13 protein-coding genes are annotated in these 15,752 nt (G+C 49.8%); 9 read left to right on the top strand and 4 right to left on the bottom strand.

What is annotated here, in order from left to right; genetic code table 11:
• Positions 1–94: 94 nt before the first annotated feature.
• Positions 95–1,321: an MFS transporter gene (locus ACIDITHRIX25_RS91850; protein WP_201732782.1), complete on the top strand. Its 1,227-nt coding sequence runs from the start codon at positions 95–97 to the stop codon at positions 1,319–1,321.
• Here the strand turns inward: ACIDITHRIX25_RS91850 and ACIDITHRIX25_RS91845 are convergent.
• Positions 1,318–2,142, bottom strand: a complete 825-nt coding sequence (locus ACIDITHRIX25_RS91845) for an SMP-30/gluconolactonase/LRE family protein (RefSeq protein WP_201732781.1) — start codon at positions 2,140–2,142, stop codon at positions 1,318–1,320. The two genes, ACIDITHRIX25_RS91850 and ACIDITHRIX25_RS91845, sit on opposite strands and share 4 nt — an antisense overlap.
• A gap of 547 nt (positions 2,143–2,689) precedes the next feature.
• Complete coding sequence (locus ACIDITHRIX25_RS91840) at positions 2,690–3,862, bottom strand: ABC transporter ATP-binding protein (protein WP_201732780.1); 1,173 nt, start codon at positions 3,860–3,862, stop codon at positions 2,690–2,692.
• Positions 3,863–4,246: 384 nt separating this feature from the next.
• Between ACIDITHRIX25_RS91840 and ACIDITHRIX25_RS91835 the strand changes: the two genes are divergently transcribed.
• The 7 genes from ACIDITHRIX25_RS91835 to ACIDITHRIX25_RS91805 all read left to right on the top strand — a co-directional run bounded on the left by ACIDITHRIX25_RS91835 (position 4,247) and on the right by ACIDITHRIX25_RS91805 (position 11,791).
• Positions 4,247–4,966, top strand: coding sequence for a FadR/GntR family transcriptional regulator (locus tag ACIDITHRIX25_RS91835; RefSeq protein ID WP_052605932.1), 720 nt, complete (start codon positions 4,247–4,249; stop codon positions 4,964–4,966).
• Between the two features lie 111 nt (positions 4,967–5,077).
• On the top strand, positions 5,078–5,374 hold the full coding sequence (locus tag ACIDITHRIX25_RS91830) for a UxaA family hydrolase (protein ID WP_052605933.1): 297 nt from the start codon (positions 5,078–5,080) through the stop codon (positions 5,372–5,374).
• Positions 5,356–6,513, top strand: coding sequence for a UxaA family hydrolase (locus tag ACIDITHRIX25_RS91825; RefSeq protein ID WP_052605934.1), 1,158 nt, complete (start codon positions 5,356–5,358; stop codon positions 6,511–6,513). The genes ACIDITHRIX25_RS91830 and ACIDITHRIX25_RS91825 overlap by 19 nt, the downstream gene beginning before the upstream one ends.
• Positions 6,514–6,515: 2 nt before the next feature.
• Positions 6,516–7,988, top strand: coding sequence for an NAD-dependent succinate-semialdehyde dehydrogenase (locus ACIDITHRIX25_RS91820; protein ID WP_201732779.1), 1,473 nt, complete (start codon positions 6,516–6,518; stop codon positions 7,986–7,988).
• Positions 7,985–9,703 (top strand): IlvD/Edd family dehydratase, encoded by a 1,719-nt coding sequence (locus ACIDITHRIX25_RS91815; RefSeq protein ID WP_201732778.1) that lies wholly within the window; start codon positions 7,985–7,987, stop codon positions 9,701–9,703. Before ACIDITHRIX25_RS91820 ends, ACIDITHRIX25_RS91815 begins: the two co-directional genes overlap by 4 nt.
• Positions 9,700–10,491: an SDR family NAD(P)-dependent oxidoreductase gene (locus tag ACIDITHRIX25_RS91810; RefSeq protein WP_201732777.1), complete on the top strand. Its 792-nt coding sequence runs from the start codon at positions 9,700–9,702 to the stop codon at positions 10,489–10,491. The genes ACIDITHRIX25_RS91815 and ACIDITHRIX25_RS91810 overlap by 4 nt, the downstream gene beginning before the upstream one ends.
• Before the next feature lie 391 nt (positions 10,492–10,882).
• A complete protein-coding gene (locus ACIDITHRIX25_RS91805; protein WP_052605937.1) occupies positions 10,883–11,791 on the top strand; it encodes a dihydrodipicolinate synthase family protein in 909 nt (302 codons plus the stop codon).
• Here ACIDITHRIX25_RS91805 and ACIDITHRIX25_RS91800 read toward each other — a convergent pair.
• On the bottom strand, positions 11,788–12,828 hold the full coding sequence (locus tag ACIDITHRIX25_RS91800) for an Ldh family oxidoreductase (RefSeq protein ID WP_201732776.1): 1,041 nt from the start codon (positions 12,826–12,828) through the stop codon (positions 11,788–11,790). The genes ACIDITHRIX25_RS91805 and ACIDITHRIX25_RS91800 overlap by 4 nt on opposite strands.
• Before the next feature lie 158 nt (positions 12,829–12,986).
• On the opposite strand from ACIDITHRIX25_RS91800, the gene ACIDITHRIX25_RS91795 reads away from it, so the two are divergent.
• A complete protein-coding gene (locus tag ACIDITHRIX25_RS91795; protein ID WP_052605939.1) occupies positions 12,987–13,982 on the top strand; it encodes a hydroxyacid dehydrogenase in 996 nt (331 codons plus the stop codon).
• A 223-nt stretch (positions 13,983–14,205) separates the two neighbouring features.
• Here ACIDITHRIX25_RS91795 and ACIDITHRIX25_RS91790 read toward each other — a convergent pair whose 3' ends face one another.
• Positions 14,206–15,582, bottom strand: a complete 1,377-nt coding sequence (locus tag ACIDITHRIX25_RS91790; protein ID WP_201732775.1) for an ABC transporter substrate-binding protein — start codon at positions 15,580–15,582, stop codon at positions 14,206–14,208.
• Between the last annotated feature and the right edge of the window lie 170 nt (positions 15,583–15,752).

The following is a 15,752-nucleotide window of genomic DNA, read 5'->3' as shown; positions in this document are numbered from 1 at the left end:
GGAAGTCGAAGTTGGGCCGAGTGGCTAATCTCTCATTGTCAAGTTACCACTTGTGCCTTTTTCCCTTTTCTGTTCGTCTATCCTTGGAGATCAAGTGAAAGAGACAAGAGGCATAGCTGCTTCAGTGCGGCGTCTCTTAGAGTTATCTGGTCAAGAGATCTTAATTATTGCAACTTACCTGATCGTTACCGGCCTCTTTAGAGCTAGCCAGAACGCAGCACAGACCACTATGCCATTGATCGGTCACGACCTGCTTGGAATTGGTGTTAGCCAGATTGGCTTGGTTGCAACGATCTGGGGTGGCGCAAGTGTTGTTACCAATATTTTTATAGCATCCATTCGAGGATCTAGCCGTTACATCTTTGTTGGTGGTTTGATTGCATTTCCATTTGGAATCTTGGCTCTTGTCTTTTCCCACACCTATCTCCAATTGATAGCCTCTATCTTGCTTTTGGCAATTAGCGGTGGGATAGTAATGCCTGCGCTAGCGAGCTCATCAGCAACCCTAGGATCGGTTTCCTCCAAGCGAGGCGCAGTTGCCTTTACTGTTGCACTCAGCTTGAGCCTCGCCATTGGTCCGCTAATCGAGGCAGGCGCCCTGCGCGCAAGTCACGATTCTTTGCGCATTGCGCTCGCTTTCTTTGTGCCATTGGCAGCTGTGGGATCTGTCCTTGGGATATTAAAGTTGGGTCGCACCAAAGATCAGCCTTCTTCAGGGTCATCCGCGGGCCAAAGAGCTTACGTGCTCTTTCGACAGCGAGACTTTCGCGACGCAGTCTTTAGCCTTGCCCTGTACCAGTTTCCATTTGTCGCAATAATCAACTTTGGTGCAATCTTGGCTCGCACCCGCTTTGGTGCCAGTGCGGCCTTTTCACAAGAGGCATTGACTTCATTCTTTTTAGTTTCGTTTATCTCACGGGCGGTCTTGTTATTTCATCCAACCAAAAATAGAGATAAAACTTGGCTTAGAGGTGCAGCGATCTTGACGATTTTGGGTGTCGTTATAGTTGGGTTGGCTGGAAGTTCTCTATGGTTTGTAGTTGCAATGGGACTTCTTGGGATACCTCATGGCCTCACATATCCGCTGGCGCTCAACCTTTTGAATGAGTCGGCTACTCCGGATCAGCTCGCAAAGGGAAATTCAATTCTCTCGGCTACCACTGGATTGATCTCTTTGACTGGGCCATTTGTCATCGGCCTTTTATCTGCTAGTTTTGGTATCTCAACTATGTTTTTGTTGATGGCGCTTCCAACTATTGGATTTTCTATGCCGCTATTCTTTCACCACCATAAAACTGCCTCTGGGGCCCCAGTACTTTAGAGGCCGCTGTAAGCGACACTGGGCAGACCCTGGACCCCTGGTTCTAGAACAAAGATTGATCCGGCTGTTGGGTAGTCTTGTCTTTGGTCGGTTGGAATCAGAAATGCTCCACTTGTGACGTAGAGCTTTTCAAGGTTTTCTCCGCCAAAGCAGCAACTTGTTGTACCAATGTACCCAAGGTTGATAAGACTATCAAGGCTTCCATTTGGGTGGTAACGTCGAAGATCCCCAGAACGGATCATAGATACCCAGATTCCTCCTTCGCTATCGACGCAAAGGCCATCGGGGTTTCCTGGCAATTCACCAAAGTCCACCACGATTCGAGTGGCCCCTATGGTACCGCTCGATAAGTCGTACTCAAATGCTCTTAGTTGTCGGGTTGGGGTATCGATGAAGTACATCTCATCTCCAGCGGGACTCCATCCCATTCCATTGGAGAGTGTTACATCCTCTATTACGGGCACTAGCCCATTATCAGCCTCGTAACGATATAGACCACACGCTTTAGGAGTTCTAGCATAGGAGAGGGTCCCGATATAAAATCGTCCCAAGGGGTCACACTTTCCGTCGTTGAATCTATCTCCGCTTGGCGCGCTACATAGTTTTGCGGTGGAGCCATCTGTTTGGAGGTGCAATAGATCGAGGTCAACGCCGACTAAGAAACCACCGCTTGTTTGTGGAATTGCGGGCGTACATTTGCCCTTGAAGGTCGCAATGTTGTGGTTTTCGTGGTCTCCACTGAGACAATTTAGACTGGAGCCGTCGATGTCGACCCAAAAGAGTGATTGACTCTTTTGGTCCCAAAAGGGAGATTCTCCCAACTCGGCTTTGGTCTCAATAATCTCTATCTCTAGTGTAACTGTGATTTCCTAAAATATAAGGTTTGAACTTCAAATTAACGGCCATAGTCTGGCACGTATCGCCTCTTGAGCTTGGTTGTTTCAGTAACCTCAACCTTTAGATAATTGGACGGCGCAAGGCATGCTCGTCTTTAGGCATGGCCCAATTGGATTGGGTTCGACTTCTAAAGTGGAAGCGGTGATACCAAAGTCACGAGGAAGCGCCATATCGACTGCCATCTTTGGGGCGACGATGAGCCTATGAGGTTTCGGCCACTATCAAACCAGTTAGCGATCTTACTTTTTTGCGATCCGACTTGAACCCATTGGGTCAGTGTTTGCCTGGAGGAACGCCCATGGCTAACTATAGGAGCCATGGGCGTTTGCCTATCGAACATATCTCCAATAGCTCCAGCTAGCAATATCTTCTAATGGATGGCGCTGGTTCTGCTCAGATAACTGCTCAATCAACAACGGGAGAGTCTCTCAATCGCTCTAGCACTTTGGGTATTAGATTGCATCTAGGGTCTTAGATTGCATCGCCTGTTGCGATATCAAAGAAGTGAATTCTTTGGGTGTCAAGGTTTAGTTCCAGAGTTTGCCCCTGTTGAAATTGGTAATAGGGTGGTATGCGAGCTACGCCAAGGCCAATGCCGGCTCCCTTTTCAACGCCGACTTCAATGTCGCCCAAATCCTCTTCCTCTGCAATTGCACCAGCAACTTTGATCGCCTTAGCATCAAATCTAAAATAGACCAGTAGTTCAGAACCCAGTGCCTCAACCAGGTCGATTTGAACCTTCAATTTGGCAGGTCCTTGTGCTGTTGTTGCTACCGATAAGTTTTCAGGACGAAAGCCAACTGCAATCTTTTTGCCTCGATATTTTCTGAGATTTTCACTATAGCCCATAGGGTCAAGTTCGAGACGTTGACCGCCCATGGCGAAGTAGGTTCCATCTTCGGAGAGGCCAGCTTCAAAGATGTTCATCGAAGGTGAGCCGATGAAGCTAGCTACAAAGAGGTTTGCTGGCTTTGAGTAGAGCGTTTGTGGATGATCGCACTGTTGAAGATCTCCGGCATGCATGACTGCAACCCTATCGCCCATGGTCATTGCTTCCACTTGGTCGTGGGTTACATAGAGTGTGGCAACGCCGAGTTTTCGCTGGACTCTAGAGACCTCTGCACGCATTTTAACGCGAAGGTTCGCATCTAAGTTGGAGAGGGGTTCGTCCATGAGAAAGACTGCAGGATCTCGAACTATCGCTCGACCCATGGCCACTCGTTGACGTTGTCCTCCCGAGAGCTGTCCCGGCTTTTTATCGAGCTGCTCCGTTAGGCCAAGGACGTCAGCCGCATTGGTGACTGCCCTTGCTATCTCATCCTTGGAGGTCTTTTTTAATTTGAGTGCAAAGCCAATATTTTGAGCCACCGTCATGTGGGGATAGAGAGCGTAGTTCTGAAAGACCATAGCAATATCCCGCTCCCGAGCGGGTAGGTCGTTTACGACTCTATCTCCGATTCTAAGGGTGCCATCGGAGATTTCTTCGAGACCGGCGACCATTCTTAGGGTAGTGGTTTTACCACATCCGGAGGGGCCAACCAAGACAACAAATTCACCCTCTCCGATAGTTAGATCTAAACCGTGGACAACCTTTTGGCCGTTCGGATAGACCTTGGTCAGCTTCTCCATGGTGACTGTTGCCATTGAAATCTCCTCATTGCCCACCTTCGCCTTCGCGAAGCTTCGCCCCCCATGGCGAAAATTCTTTGCTAAGCAGTTAAGAGTTCTTACCACTTGCGTTATGCAAATGCTAGCATAGAGGATAATTTATATTGACAATGACAGTTTGTATTTAAAGTCCTAGAATGGCGAAAATCATTCAAATAGGCGATTAGATGATAGATTGCTACAAAGATCAAGTGGTAAGACGCTATATGAGGGGGCCGAAATGAATGCGAATCTGATATGTTGTCCACTGGCTGGCGCCCCGGTAGAGGTCAATTCAGTCCGATTTGGTTCAAGAGATAATCGTCAACGCTAGGTCTTTCTTATTTTGACTTTAGCCCAAAGAGCGACCCGGAGGAAGCAATGGATACCATCTGGCGGCCCATCAAAGAGACGGGCCATCTAACCGAGAAGATCGTCTCGCGAATTGAACAGATAATCGATGAATCTAATTTAATTGCAGGATCACGTCTTCCCTCTGAGCGGGACTTAGCGAGACTCCTAGGGGTCTCTCGACCAGCACTTCGGGAGGCTGTGAAAACCCTTGAAGCACATGGTCGAGTAGTAGTTCGCCATGGTCAGGGTGTCTTTGTCAACGCAAGCGCCGATGAGGTTATGAGAATCCGGCTCGCAAATCAAGAGGTTTCCATGACAGAGCTCTACGCCATGCGAAATGTACTTGAGGCACCGGCAGCCGGTTGGGCTGCAAATAGCGCGACCGATGAAGAGATAGAACGCCTTCGCGTAGCACTTGAGGCAGAGGAAGAGATCAGAACTCAGCCCACCGATTATGGGCGTCTTGCCGAATTAGATGCCGGTTTTCATCTAATGATAGTTGAAATCGCCAAGAACCGCTTTCTCCTGCAGACTGTTGGGATCCTACAGGAGATGATGGCTGCCGGTATGGAAACCACGCTGACTGTTCCGGGTCGTCTTGATCGCTCTCGTCAAGACCATCGGGCGATCTTTGAAGCTATCCGAGATCATGATGGCGAAGCTGCTCGAATTGCATGTTCCTCACATATCATTGGAGCGCGGGAGGCCGCTTTGCTCAGAATACGTGGGGTGGAATCGCCCGAGTGAGAGTTGCTATTAAAAGAGTCAGTCATTTCAATTGACAGAATGCAAATCAGAGGCTAAGGTTATTGGACAGAGGTCATACCTTGAAACCAAACTTAGACACTGAGGTGACACATGAGTGATGAATTGGCCTTATTGGCCCATCTAGCGGGGGATTCCGTGGCTATCGCGGTGAGAGATGTTGAAGTCGGGCCTGCCCGATTGGCGTTTCTTGACTCTGAGGATCAAAGAGATATTACCGTTGCAGAGCCAATTCCGCTCGGACACAAAGTTGCTTTAGTGCAGATTCCGGCGGATGCCCAAATTATTGAGTACGGAGAGATTATCGGATCCTCTCGCCAAGAGATCGAAGTTGGAGAGTTGGTCCACATCCATAACATTAGGAGCAATAGATGGCAAATCAAGGCCTAACCGGTTTTCGTCGCGCAAATGGCGCTGTAGGTATTCGTAACTATGTGGTGATCCTAGCCGTCGATGATCTCTCGAACGCAGCGGTTGAGGGAATCGCCGCACTGGTTCCAGGGACGATAGCGATACCTCACTCCTATGGTCGTCTTCAATTTGGAGAGGATCTAGAACTTACCTTCCGAACCCTAATTGGAACTGGCGCAAATCCAAATGTCGCGGCTGTGGTCGTAGTTGGTATTGAACCATCGTGGACCGATCGGGTAGCCGATGGCATTGCCTTAACTCAAAAGCCAGTTGGGCGCCTCTCGATCGAGCGAAATGGAGATCTCAACACTATCGCTTCAGGAGCTCGTATGGCTGCTAAATTTCTCCAGGATGCCAGCGAGATTCAAAGAACACCTGTTGAACGACATGAAGTGATGATGTCAATCAAGTGCGGGGAATCCGATACCACAAGTGGCCTCGGGGCTTGCCCTACGACGTCTCAGGCTGTTGATCGCACTGTGGCCGCCGGTGGAACTGTTTTATTTGGAGAGACCACCGAGCTGACAGGAGGAGAGCATCTTATCGCCAAGCGTTGTATCAATGACGCTGTAAGGGATAAGTTTATGGCTTTCTTCGACGACTATATGGCTACGGTAGAAGAACAAGGCGTAGATCTATTGGGTTCGCAACCTACCCAGGGCAACATCAGAGGTGGTTTATCTACCATTGAGGAGAAGGCGATGGGAAATATTGCTAAGACCGGTTCGGTGCCAGTAGTAGATGCCCTTGAGCCCGCGGTTGCACCTAGTGTTCAAGGCTTAAATTTCATGGATACCTCTTCGGCCGCTGCGGAATGCATCACCCTTATGGCCGCTGCGGGAGCCGTGATTCACCTTTTTCCAACTGGACAGGGCAATATTATTGGCAACCCAATCGAGCCCGTAATCAAGATCACCGCCAATCCTCTTACTGCTAGTACGATGACAGAGCACATAGACTTAGACGTCTCTGGCCTTTTGCGCCGTGATTATGGCCTAAAAGAGGCGGGGGATCAGATCATGGAGTTGATCGATCGAACCATCAACGGTCGCCTTACAGCTGCTGAGGCGATTGGCCACAAAGAGTTCGTGATTACGAAACTTTATCGGAGCGCATAAATATGGCAATTACAACTCGCGCACTTTTAGATGCGGGGGCGGTAGTTCCGATGTTGATTGGAGGCGAATGGGTTCCTTCGTTCGCCTCCAATCTTCGAGAGGTCACCAACCCAGTAGATGATAGTGTTATTGCTCAGATCGCCTACGGTGGTGTCAGCGAAGCTCAAAGTGCCGCCGACCAAGCAACAGCGGCATTTGAGAGTTGGTCTAATACCTCGAGCCGCTATCGAGCTGATATATTGTGGCGAACATACGAATTGATTCTCGAGCGCGCCGATGAGATAGGCGCGCTTTTGTCTTTAGAGACCGGCAAGCTCCTCTCAGAGGGGATCGGCGAGACTCGCTTTAGTGCCGAATATTTCAGATGGTTTAGTGAAGAGATTCGCCGTCCTCAAGGTGAGGTCTTCGCTAGTGAAGATAGGAGCCGCAAACAACTTTCGATCTCGCGTCCAATTGGTGTAGCTGCAACGTTGACTCCTTGGAACTTCCCCCTTTCGATTCAAGCTCGAAAGGTGGCTCCGGCGCTGGCTGCTGGATGCACCGTAGTGGCTCGTCCGTCCGAAAAGGCACCCTTGGCTGTTGGGGAGCTATTTAGAGCTCTAGTCGATGCGGGTCTTCCCCCAGGAGTGGCGAACCTTATCTATGGCCCAGCATCAATACAGTCCAATGCGCTAATCGACCACGATGGCATAGGCGTGATCAGCTTTACTGGCTCCACTCCGGTTGGGTCGGCCCTTATGCGTCAAGCCTCTAACCGAATCGTTAGATGCGCCCTTGAACTTGGGGGAGATGCCCCCTATATCATCTTTAGCGATGCCAATATAGATCGAGCCATTGAGGGGCTAGCTATCGCTAAGTTTAGAAATAATGGCCAGTCTTGTATTGCTGCAAATCGTGTCTTTGTGGAGGACTCCATTATGGATCAGGTCTGCGAGAGGCTCGCAAAGCTCACCTCCTCGATGCGAATTGGTGATCCCCTAGGGCACGAAAGAGTCGACCTAGGTCCGTTGATTGATAGTAGTCGGGTTCGTGATGTCGATCGAATTTGTAGAGATGCTCTTGATAGTGGTGCTAGTTTTCTAGGTGAATCTCCGATTGTTCCTGATGGCGCTAACTTTATGCGCCCTGGCTTTTTAGTTGATGCGGCTTTTGACTCTGCTCTCGCCAAAGAAGAGGTCTTTGGTCCAATTGCTGGAGTATTTTCTTTTTCAGACGAAGACGAAGTTATCCATCGGGCAAACGATACCAAGATGGGTTTAGCGGGTTATGCCTATACGAATAATCAAAGTCGAATTTGGCGCCTAGCCGAAAAGCTAGAGGTTGGTATTTTGGGGTTGAACCATCCACTTCCGTCGGTGGTCTACTCCCCAATGGGTGGCCTCAAAGGTAGTGGACTCGGTCGTGAAGGAGCCCATGACGGTCTCTTAGAATATCTAGAGACCAAATATATCTCTATAGGCATCGAGGAAAAGTGAGCGATCAACTACGCAGTTCGAATTGGTTCGCCCAAACCGGTAAGCTGGGCTTCTATCATCGGTCACATACTAAATCAGAGGGCTTTCCCGATGATATGTTCTCTGGGAAACCCGTCATAGGAATTGGGGCATCTTGGTCTGATCTAGCTCCATGTAACGCCCATCTCCATGATCTTGCCCAGTCGGTAAAGGCTGGAATCTACGAAGCGGGTGGTTTTCCTTTTGAATTTCCAACCATGGCTCTCGGTGAGACCCTTATGCGCCCTAGCGCGATGCTATATCGCAACCTCGCAGCCATGGAGATCGAGGAGCTGATTCGTTCTAATCCTCTAGACGGAGTGGTTCTCCTTACCGGCTGTGATAAGACCACTCCAGCTGCGATCATGGGTGCCCTAAGCGTCGATCTCCCGACGATTATTTTGACCGGCGGACCGATGATGAACGGAGTCTTTCGTGGTGAGACCGTGGGCTCTGGGACCGATCTTTGGCGATTCTCCGAAGACGTCCGCGCAGGAGTGATGACCCAGGAGGACTTCGTCTCCTCGGAGGCGTGTGTCTCTCGAAGTGTGGGCCATTGTACCACCATGGGTACAGCTTCTACGATGGCCTGTTTGGCTGAGGCGCTTGGACTCGTTCCAAGTGGAACTTCCACAATTCCAGCGACAGATGGTGCTAGAAGAAGCGCTGCACAATTGGCAGGTAGGCAGATCGTCTCACTGGTAGCTAAGGATCTTCGCCCTTCTTCGATACTTAGTCGCGAGAGCTTTGAAAATGCGATAGTTGCCAATGTCGCTTTGGGTGGCTCAACAAATGCCATCATTCATCTCTTGGCAATTGCCGGTCGCGCTGAGATCGACCTAGAGCTGGAGGACTTTGATCGGCTGGGCTTGGCGATTCCGACCCTTGTAGATCTAAAGCCGAGTGGCCGTTTTCTAATGGCAGACTTCCATGGTGCTGGTGGTCTGCCTGCCCTTCTGAGCGAGATCTCGGAGTTTTTGCATCTTGGGGCACGGACCGTTTCTTCTAGGACACTTGGTGAAGATATAGCTAATGCTAAGAATTGGAATCAAACGGTAATTCGAAAGGTGGATGCACCTCTTTTACCGCCTGGGAATGGGAGTGTAGTTCTCTTTGGGAATCTAGCTCCTAACGGGGCAGTCCTAAAGCTTTCGGCCGCTGATCCAAATCTTTGTGTTCATCGAGGATCAGCTTTGGTCTTTGACTCAATTGAAGAGTACAACTCTACGATCGACCAGGAAGATTTTATCGTGGATCCAAACAGCGTTTTGATCCTTAGAAACGCGGGCCCAAAGGGCTATCCCGGAATGCCCGAGGTGGGCAATCTTGCAATTCCAAAGTCACTAGTAAAACAGGGCCTTCGGGATATGGTTCGAATCTCTGATGCGAGAATGAGTGGTACCTCTTTTGGAACAGTGGTACTGCACGTAGCGCCGGAATCGGCTAGTGGCGGTCCTCTTGGTCTGGTCCAAAATGGCGATTCGATCTTTTTAGATGTGCCAAATAGAACTTTGTCACTTGAGGTATCTGAGGCGGAGTTGCTCAAACGTAGAGAAGAAAATTCCCCATTTAACCCAGATGATAGCGGCGGTTATGTCAGCTTGTATCGCACTCATGTGATGGGGGCCGAGACAGGAGCGGACTTTGATTTTCTTCGCGGACGTAGAGGATCTGACGTACCAAGGAGATCGACATGAATAACCTCCTTGACTCTCAAGTCTCTCTGGTAACCGGTGGAGGTGGAGGTATCGGTGCAGCTATATCGATGACGCTAGCCATGGCCGGAGCTAAGGTAGCCGTCGTTGATCGGGACCAGGTTGGAGCTGATGCTACAGTTGGGGCGATCCTAGAGGCTGGCGGAGTAGCTAGTAGCTTTGTTGGCGACATAGCAACTTCGCCCGAGCGTATCGAGATCTACAATCGCGCTAAGGGGGCTTTGGGTGAGATTGACATCTTAGTGAATAACGCCGCCGATCATGGGTCCCGCCTTAGTTTTTTAGAGATCGAAATCGATGAGTGGGAGAGAATCCTAGCCACTAACTTAGGTGCTACCTGGCATTTTTCTCAATTGGTGGCCCGATCGATGATCGAGCGCCAAGGTGGCGCTATCGTCAATCTCGGTGCTATTCAAGCGTCGCTTCCAGTTGCAACCTATGTTTCTTACGTTGCAACTAAGGGCGGCATCATCTCACTCACCAAGGCTTTAGCGGTTGAGCTTTCTCCCCATGGAATTAGGGTGAACTCTATATCGCCAGGAGCCATTGCCACTCCTTCTACACAGAGTGCTCTTTCGAACATTGGTACCACCGAGAAGGCTCCCACACTGTTGGGGAGGATGGGATCGTCCCGCGACATTGCTAATGGCGTCTTATTCCTGGTTTCACCAGCTTCATCTTTTATCACAGGGGAGAATTTGGTGGTGGATGGGGGCCGCTCCCTCTCTAGGGATCCCGATCCATTTTCCTCTTTTGGAAGTCGGACGTAACTTTAATTCGCTTTCGAAGGGGTAAAAACTAAAGATCGCCTTGGGTATCTAAGTGGTCGTAGCGCGAGGATTTTGGATCGTAAGAAACCCATTGGGTGGCCTTTTAGTTGATGACCTATGGTAATCTCCGACTAACTCCTGTTTTTGGGAGGATATCGGACCATTTGTTCGCCCTGTGTCTTTGTAGATTGGCTGGCGACATTAGTCGCGCGCAAGTATTAGATCCGCAAGTATTAGATGTGCACAATTAGATGCACAATTAGAAAGAGTTGGCTTTTTGAAAGTTAGGCGAGCTTATTCGATAGGGCGTGGGTTTGATGTGGTGTGAGATGACGGACCTAACTTGCACAGGTGGCGAACGAAATTTGTTTAAGAAAAGGAATTTGATCAGGTGAAGCAATTAAAAAAGGCGCCCGAGGGCGTTTTGGGAGCCTTGGCTACCCCGTTGAATTTAGATGGAACTATAGACTACGACTCGCTTGAGAGTCTTGTGGCTCACATGGTGAGCGGAGGCGCAGATGGAATCTGTCCGGTTGGTTCAACCGGAGAGGGACCCCTGCTTGACCGTCAGGATCGCATTGGTGTGACCCGCCACGTAAGGGCACAAATTGGCCAAGAGCTTCACCTCATCCCTGCTACCGTTAGTGTTACGCCTGGTGATGTAATGGCCGATTTGGCTGCATACCACGAAGTCGGTGCAACTAGTGCTTTGGTGCCACCCCCGTTTTACTATCCCTTAGATGCAAATGCTACCAAAGACTTCTTCCTTAGGGTGGCAGACGAGTCGCCGCTTCCAATAGTGATCTATAACATCCCTCAAATGACCAAGGTAGCTGTAGCTCCAGTGATCGTTGGTGAGCTGGCGAGGCATGAAAACATTATCGGAATCAAGGATTCAAGTAGGGACTTTGAATACTTTTCTAGCGTTTGTGATCAGGTGACCTTGCTAGAGCCGGAGAACTTTAGTGTCCTAACAGGCTCTGATACCATGCTTAGTGCATGTAACTTGGTGGGTGGTTCTGGGACAATTGCTGCATCGGTTAATTTGGTGCCAAGATTGGTGGTAGATCTTCATCTAGCTAGTAAGAGTGGTGACCTAGACAAGGCTCGCATAGATCAGGCACGACTACTTAGAATCGTCCAAGCCTGTCGAGTCCCGGGTTTTCCGGCAGGGTGGAAGGCGGCCCTTTCGCTCATGGGCCTTTGTGGAGCGACGCCCGCCAAGCCAGCTAGAACGGCCCAGGATCAGCAAATTGAGACCTTGAGAGTCGCCCTAGTGGCTCTTGGAGTGCTTGACTAAAGAGCTAGATCCCAACTCGGTGGCAACTCGATATTTGCTGTTTTTGCCATTTGGACTATCTCGTTTGCCACCGAGTCCGCGATTTGGATCTTTGTCTGTGGCGTTATCTCATTGGGTAGCGGTCGACCTGCACCAGGAAGGCGTCCGTTGGAAGATACAACTTGATGAGCCATCTCGTTTAGGCGTTCGGTTGAGGAGCTATCTATCCCAAAGGCACTTGGATCGATCGCCATGAGAAGGTGACTCAATCGTTGCGGAGTAGCTATGGCATCCAAAGAGAGCGGATCAGCGACCTGTGTTGAGAGGGATGGCCCGACTAGACCGCCAGTGAGTGCCTCGACCATCAAAGCTAACGCAAAGCCCTTGGCTCCAGCCATTGGAGCCAACATCCCATTTAGCGCTATCTTGGGATCGTTTGTGGGGATCCCGTTGGAATCGAAGGCCCAGCCATCTGGGATCTCTTCGTCGGCGGCTGCTGCCTGGGCGATTCTACCTCGTGCGACAGTTGAGGTTGCCATGTCGATAATGGTTGGTCGTGGCTGACTTGGAATTCCAGCAGCTAGGGGGCTAGTCGAAAGGAGTGGTCGATTTCCATCCCATGCCGGCATGACAGCTGGACCGTTTGTGAAAGCCAATCCAATCAGCCCTTGCTCTAACATCTCTAAAACATATAGTCCCAAGACGCCACAGTGGTTGGAGTCGGCGACTGAGACGACTCCAACACCATATCTTTGTGCTCGCTGGGTGGCTAGAACGCTAGCTCGATGGGCTTGGAAGTGGCCCATCCCACCATGGCCATCGAGAGCAAGGACGGCTCCAGTCTCTTTTATCACGCTAAGTTCTGCCTTAGCGTTGATTCCGCCTGCTTTGAGACGCCTAAGGTAGTGGGGGAGGCGGAGCAATCCATGAGAGCCGCGACCCCAGGCGTCCGCCATAGTTATCTCATGTGAGGATCGTTCTGCCACCTCTGGACTTAATCCATATTCGCATAGAAGTGCTTTGGCGACCGATTGTGACTCGGAAAAATTTGATTGCATTTTACCCCCGGGGTATGGTAATTATTTGTGGTTTAATCCTAGCAGTGGTAAGACCAATTGGCCAAAATTGACGATTAGCATAGAGATAGGAATAGACCAGCTCTCTAGGGCATTAGATGAAAACCCCTTGGAGTGCAATTGAATAAGGAGTTATCGCCTTGAATGAGAAGTCGCAAGAGTCGACGTCATCGCTACCCATGGACGTCTTGGTGGTTGAAGACGTTTGGGGTAGTGCATTTGATGAGATTGGTCAGAGACTAACCATCACCTACTTGCCTCAACTTTGGGAGGATGATTCGGCCCTTAAAGACTACATTGGCAACGTCAGAGCGCTGGTAATTCGCAATAGGACCCAAGTTACTAGAGACCTCCTAGCTGCCGCTCCAATGTTAGAGGTCATCGCCAGAGCTGGTGTCGGTCTCGACAATATCGACCTTGTTGCAGCTAATGAGGCAGGTGTTGTTGTGGTAGCTGCCCTGGGAGCAAATGCCACAAGTGTAGGTGAACACGCCGTTGGTATGGCCTTTGCCTTTTCCAAAAACCTTATCAGCCAAGATCTCAAGACAAAAGAGGGAGGTTGGGATAGGCGCCTTGGCTTTGAACTTCAAGATCGATCTTGGGGGGTTATCGGCCTTGGAGCCACCGGACGCGAGACGGCTCGAATTGCCCATGCTATTGGCATGAAAGTCTATGGCTATGATCCAAATATCCCAATCGATAGATTCATCGAGGGCGTTGACACAAGGGTAGATACTATCGAAGAAACGCTCGCCTCGTGTGATTTCATCTCATTACATGTCCCCCTTACCCCAGGGACTTCAAAGATGGTTAGTTCTGGCTTTTTATCTAAGATGCGGAGGGGCTCTTATCTGATCAATTCATCAAGAGGTGGCTTGGTAGATGAGGATGCTCTTCTTGAAGCCCTTGACAACGACCATTTAGCTGGGGCAGCCCTAGATGTTCGAGTTAGTGAGCCTCCTGCTTTGCATCCTTTGAATTCCCATGCCAAAGTGATTCATTCACCTCATGTGGCGGGGTTGACCTATGAGTCGCAAGATCGAATCACTGAGATCTTGGCCTTTGAGATTGATACTGTTCTTGGAGGAGAACCAGCGACGATGAATGTAGGAATTCACCAGATCGCCAATAGATAGACCTAGTATCTCGATCTTTCATCTTTAGATAATTAGAGAGATCCTATTTGTATAGCCCCCTTGATTCCGCTGCCTAGGCTGGGGAATCAAGGGGGCATTTTCTCTGTGCCAAGGTTCGCTTTATAAAAGATCTCATCCATAACAAAGACTCCCCAGTTCGCAACCTTTTGGACGCGTAACTGGGGAGTCTTTGGGGGTGTCACCGTGAGGGGGAACTTATTTGTTAGGCGACTACTGCGCTAGCTACTGCTGCTTGCATCGCTGCGAGTCCTGCTGAGACCGAAGATTGGTTCGCCATTACCGAGTTGAGCGGAGCTTGTAGCGTAGCTGAGACTGCAGGGTAGTTTTGAATCGATGGACGGGCTTTAGCACTTGCAAGAATCGTAGGTAGATTCTTTAGATTTGGTGATTTGAGCACTAGTTGTGTATCGGTCTGAACATCTTTTCGAGCAGATAAAAGGCCAGCTCCGGAGGTGAGCTGAATCTGCTGGGCTTGGGAGGTTAGATACTGGATTACTCTCCAAGCCGCCTCTGGTCGAGCTGACTTAGCGTTGATGCTATACATCCAGCCACCGGTGCAGCCATGGCCGCTTCCATTGGTCAGACCAGGAAGAGGAGCATTATTGACCTTACCAGGTACCTTGGATTGCGTTGGACTATTGGCCAGCGTATAGGCATAAGTCCAGTTTCTCATAAAGAGAGCATTACCATTTTGCATCAATACCAAAGCATCGTTTGGCTTCATTGTAGAGGTTCCAGGAGGCGAAATCTTGGTAGTATAGACGGTGTCATAGAGAAACTGTAGCGACTTATTCCCGGCTGGAGTATTTAGGGTAACCTTGGATCCGGAGGAGATTTCTCCGCCGTAACCCCAGGTGTACTCACAGAATTCATCGACAATAGCCTCAATCTGTGCGCCTTCCCAGACGTAACCCCAGAAGTTAGGATTGGTTGCCCTTTCGGCAGTTTGAATCTTTTGTGAAATTCGAACTAGTTCCGCGTAGGTCGTCGGAACGGTCTCATTGTACTTTGTCAATAGATCGGTTCGGTAGTAGAGCTGGCCGACATCGATCGATTGTGGAATTGCATAGAGCTTACCCTTATACTTGCCTATATTTAGAGCAGTTGGGATAAATGCCGATTGGAATGCCGCACTTGCATATTGATCAAGTGGTGTAACCCATCCCGCTTCAGCGAAGGTGCCTGGGTAGGTAACGTCCATCGTCAATATGTCCGGAGTAGATGCCCCACCAGCTAAAGCCGTTACGTATTGATTATAGACGTCGTTGGTCACTGGCGGGATTGTCTGGAAGGTCACAGGAGTGTCTGGGTTGGCATTGTTCCACTGATTGATCAAAATAGTGGTGGTCCCTGAGTTATCCTGAGGACCTGCAATGACAATCGGTCCAGTCTGGCGCGCTGGTGCACCTGAAGTTGTGGTTCCAGCAGCTGCAGCGGCAGTTGTGGTACTCGATGAGGTTCCACTACCGCAAGCTGCTAAAACTGCGCCACCAACGGCCGCTACTCCAAAGCCAAGAAATTTTCGCCTTCCAATTCCTCCATCTGAGATTATCTCATTGCCTTCAGTTTCTGAACCCATCGTTTGGCTCCCTTTCCCCCGTGCAGGTGCACATATTCACTAAATCGCGAGATTTCCCACATCGATAGTGAAGTTTATAAACTAAGCAGTGGCCTGTCCACTGACCAGTTATTCTAACAGTTCTTTACATGTATGTCAAGTATTGAAGTGGTTGCGAAGATAGATATGTG

It is taken from the genome of Acidithrix sp. C25 (genome assembly GCF_904848545.2).
Note: the sequence above shows the minus strand (reverse complement) of the source record. Positions and strands in the feature narration are given on the sequence as shown.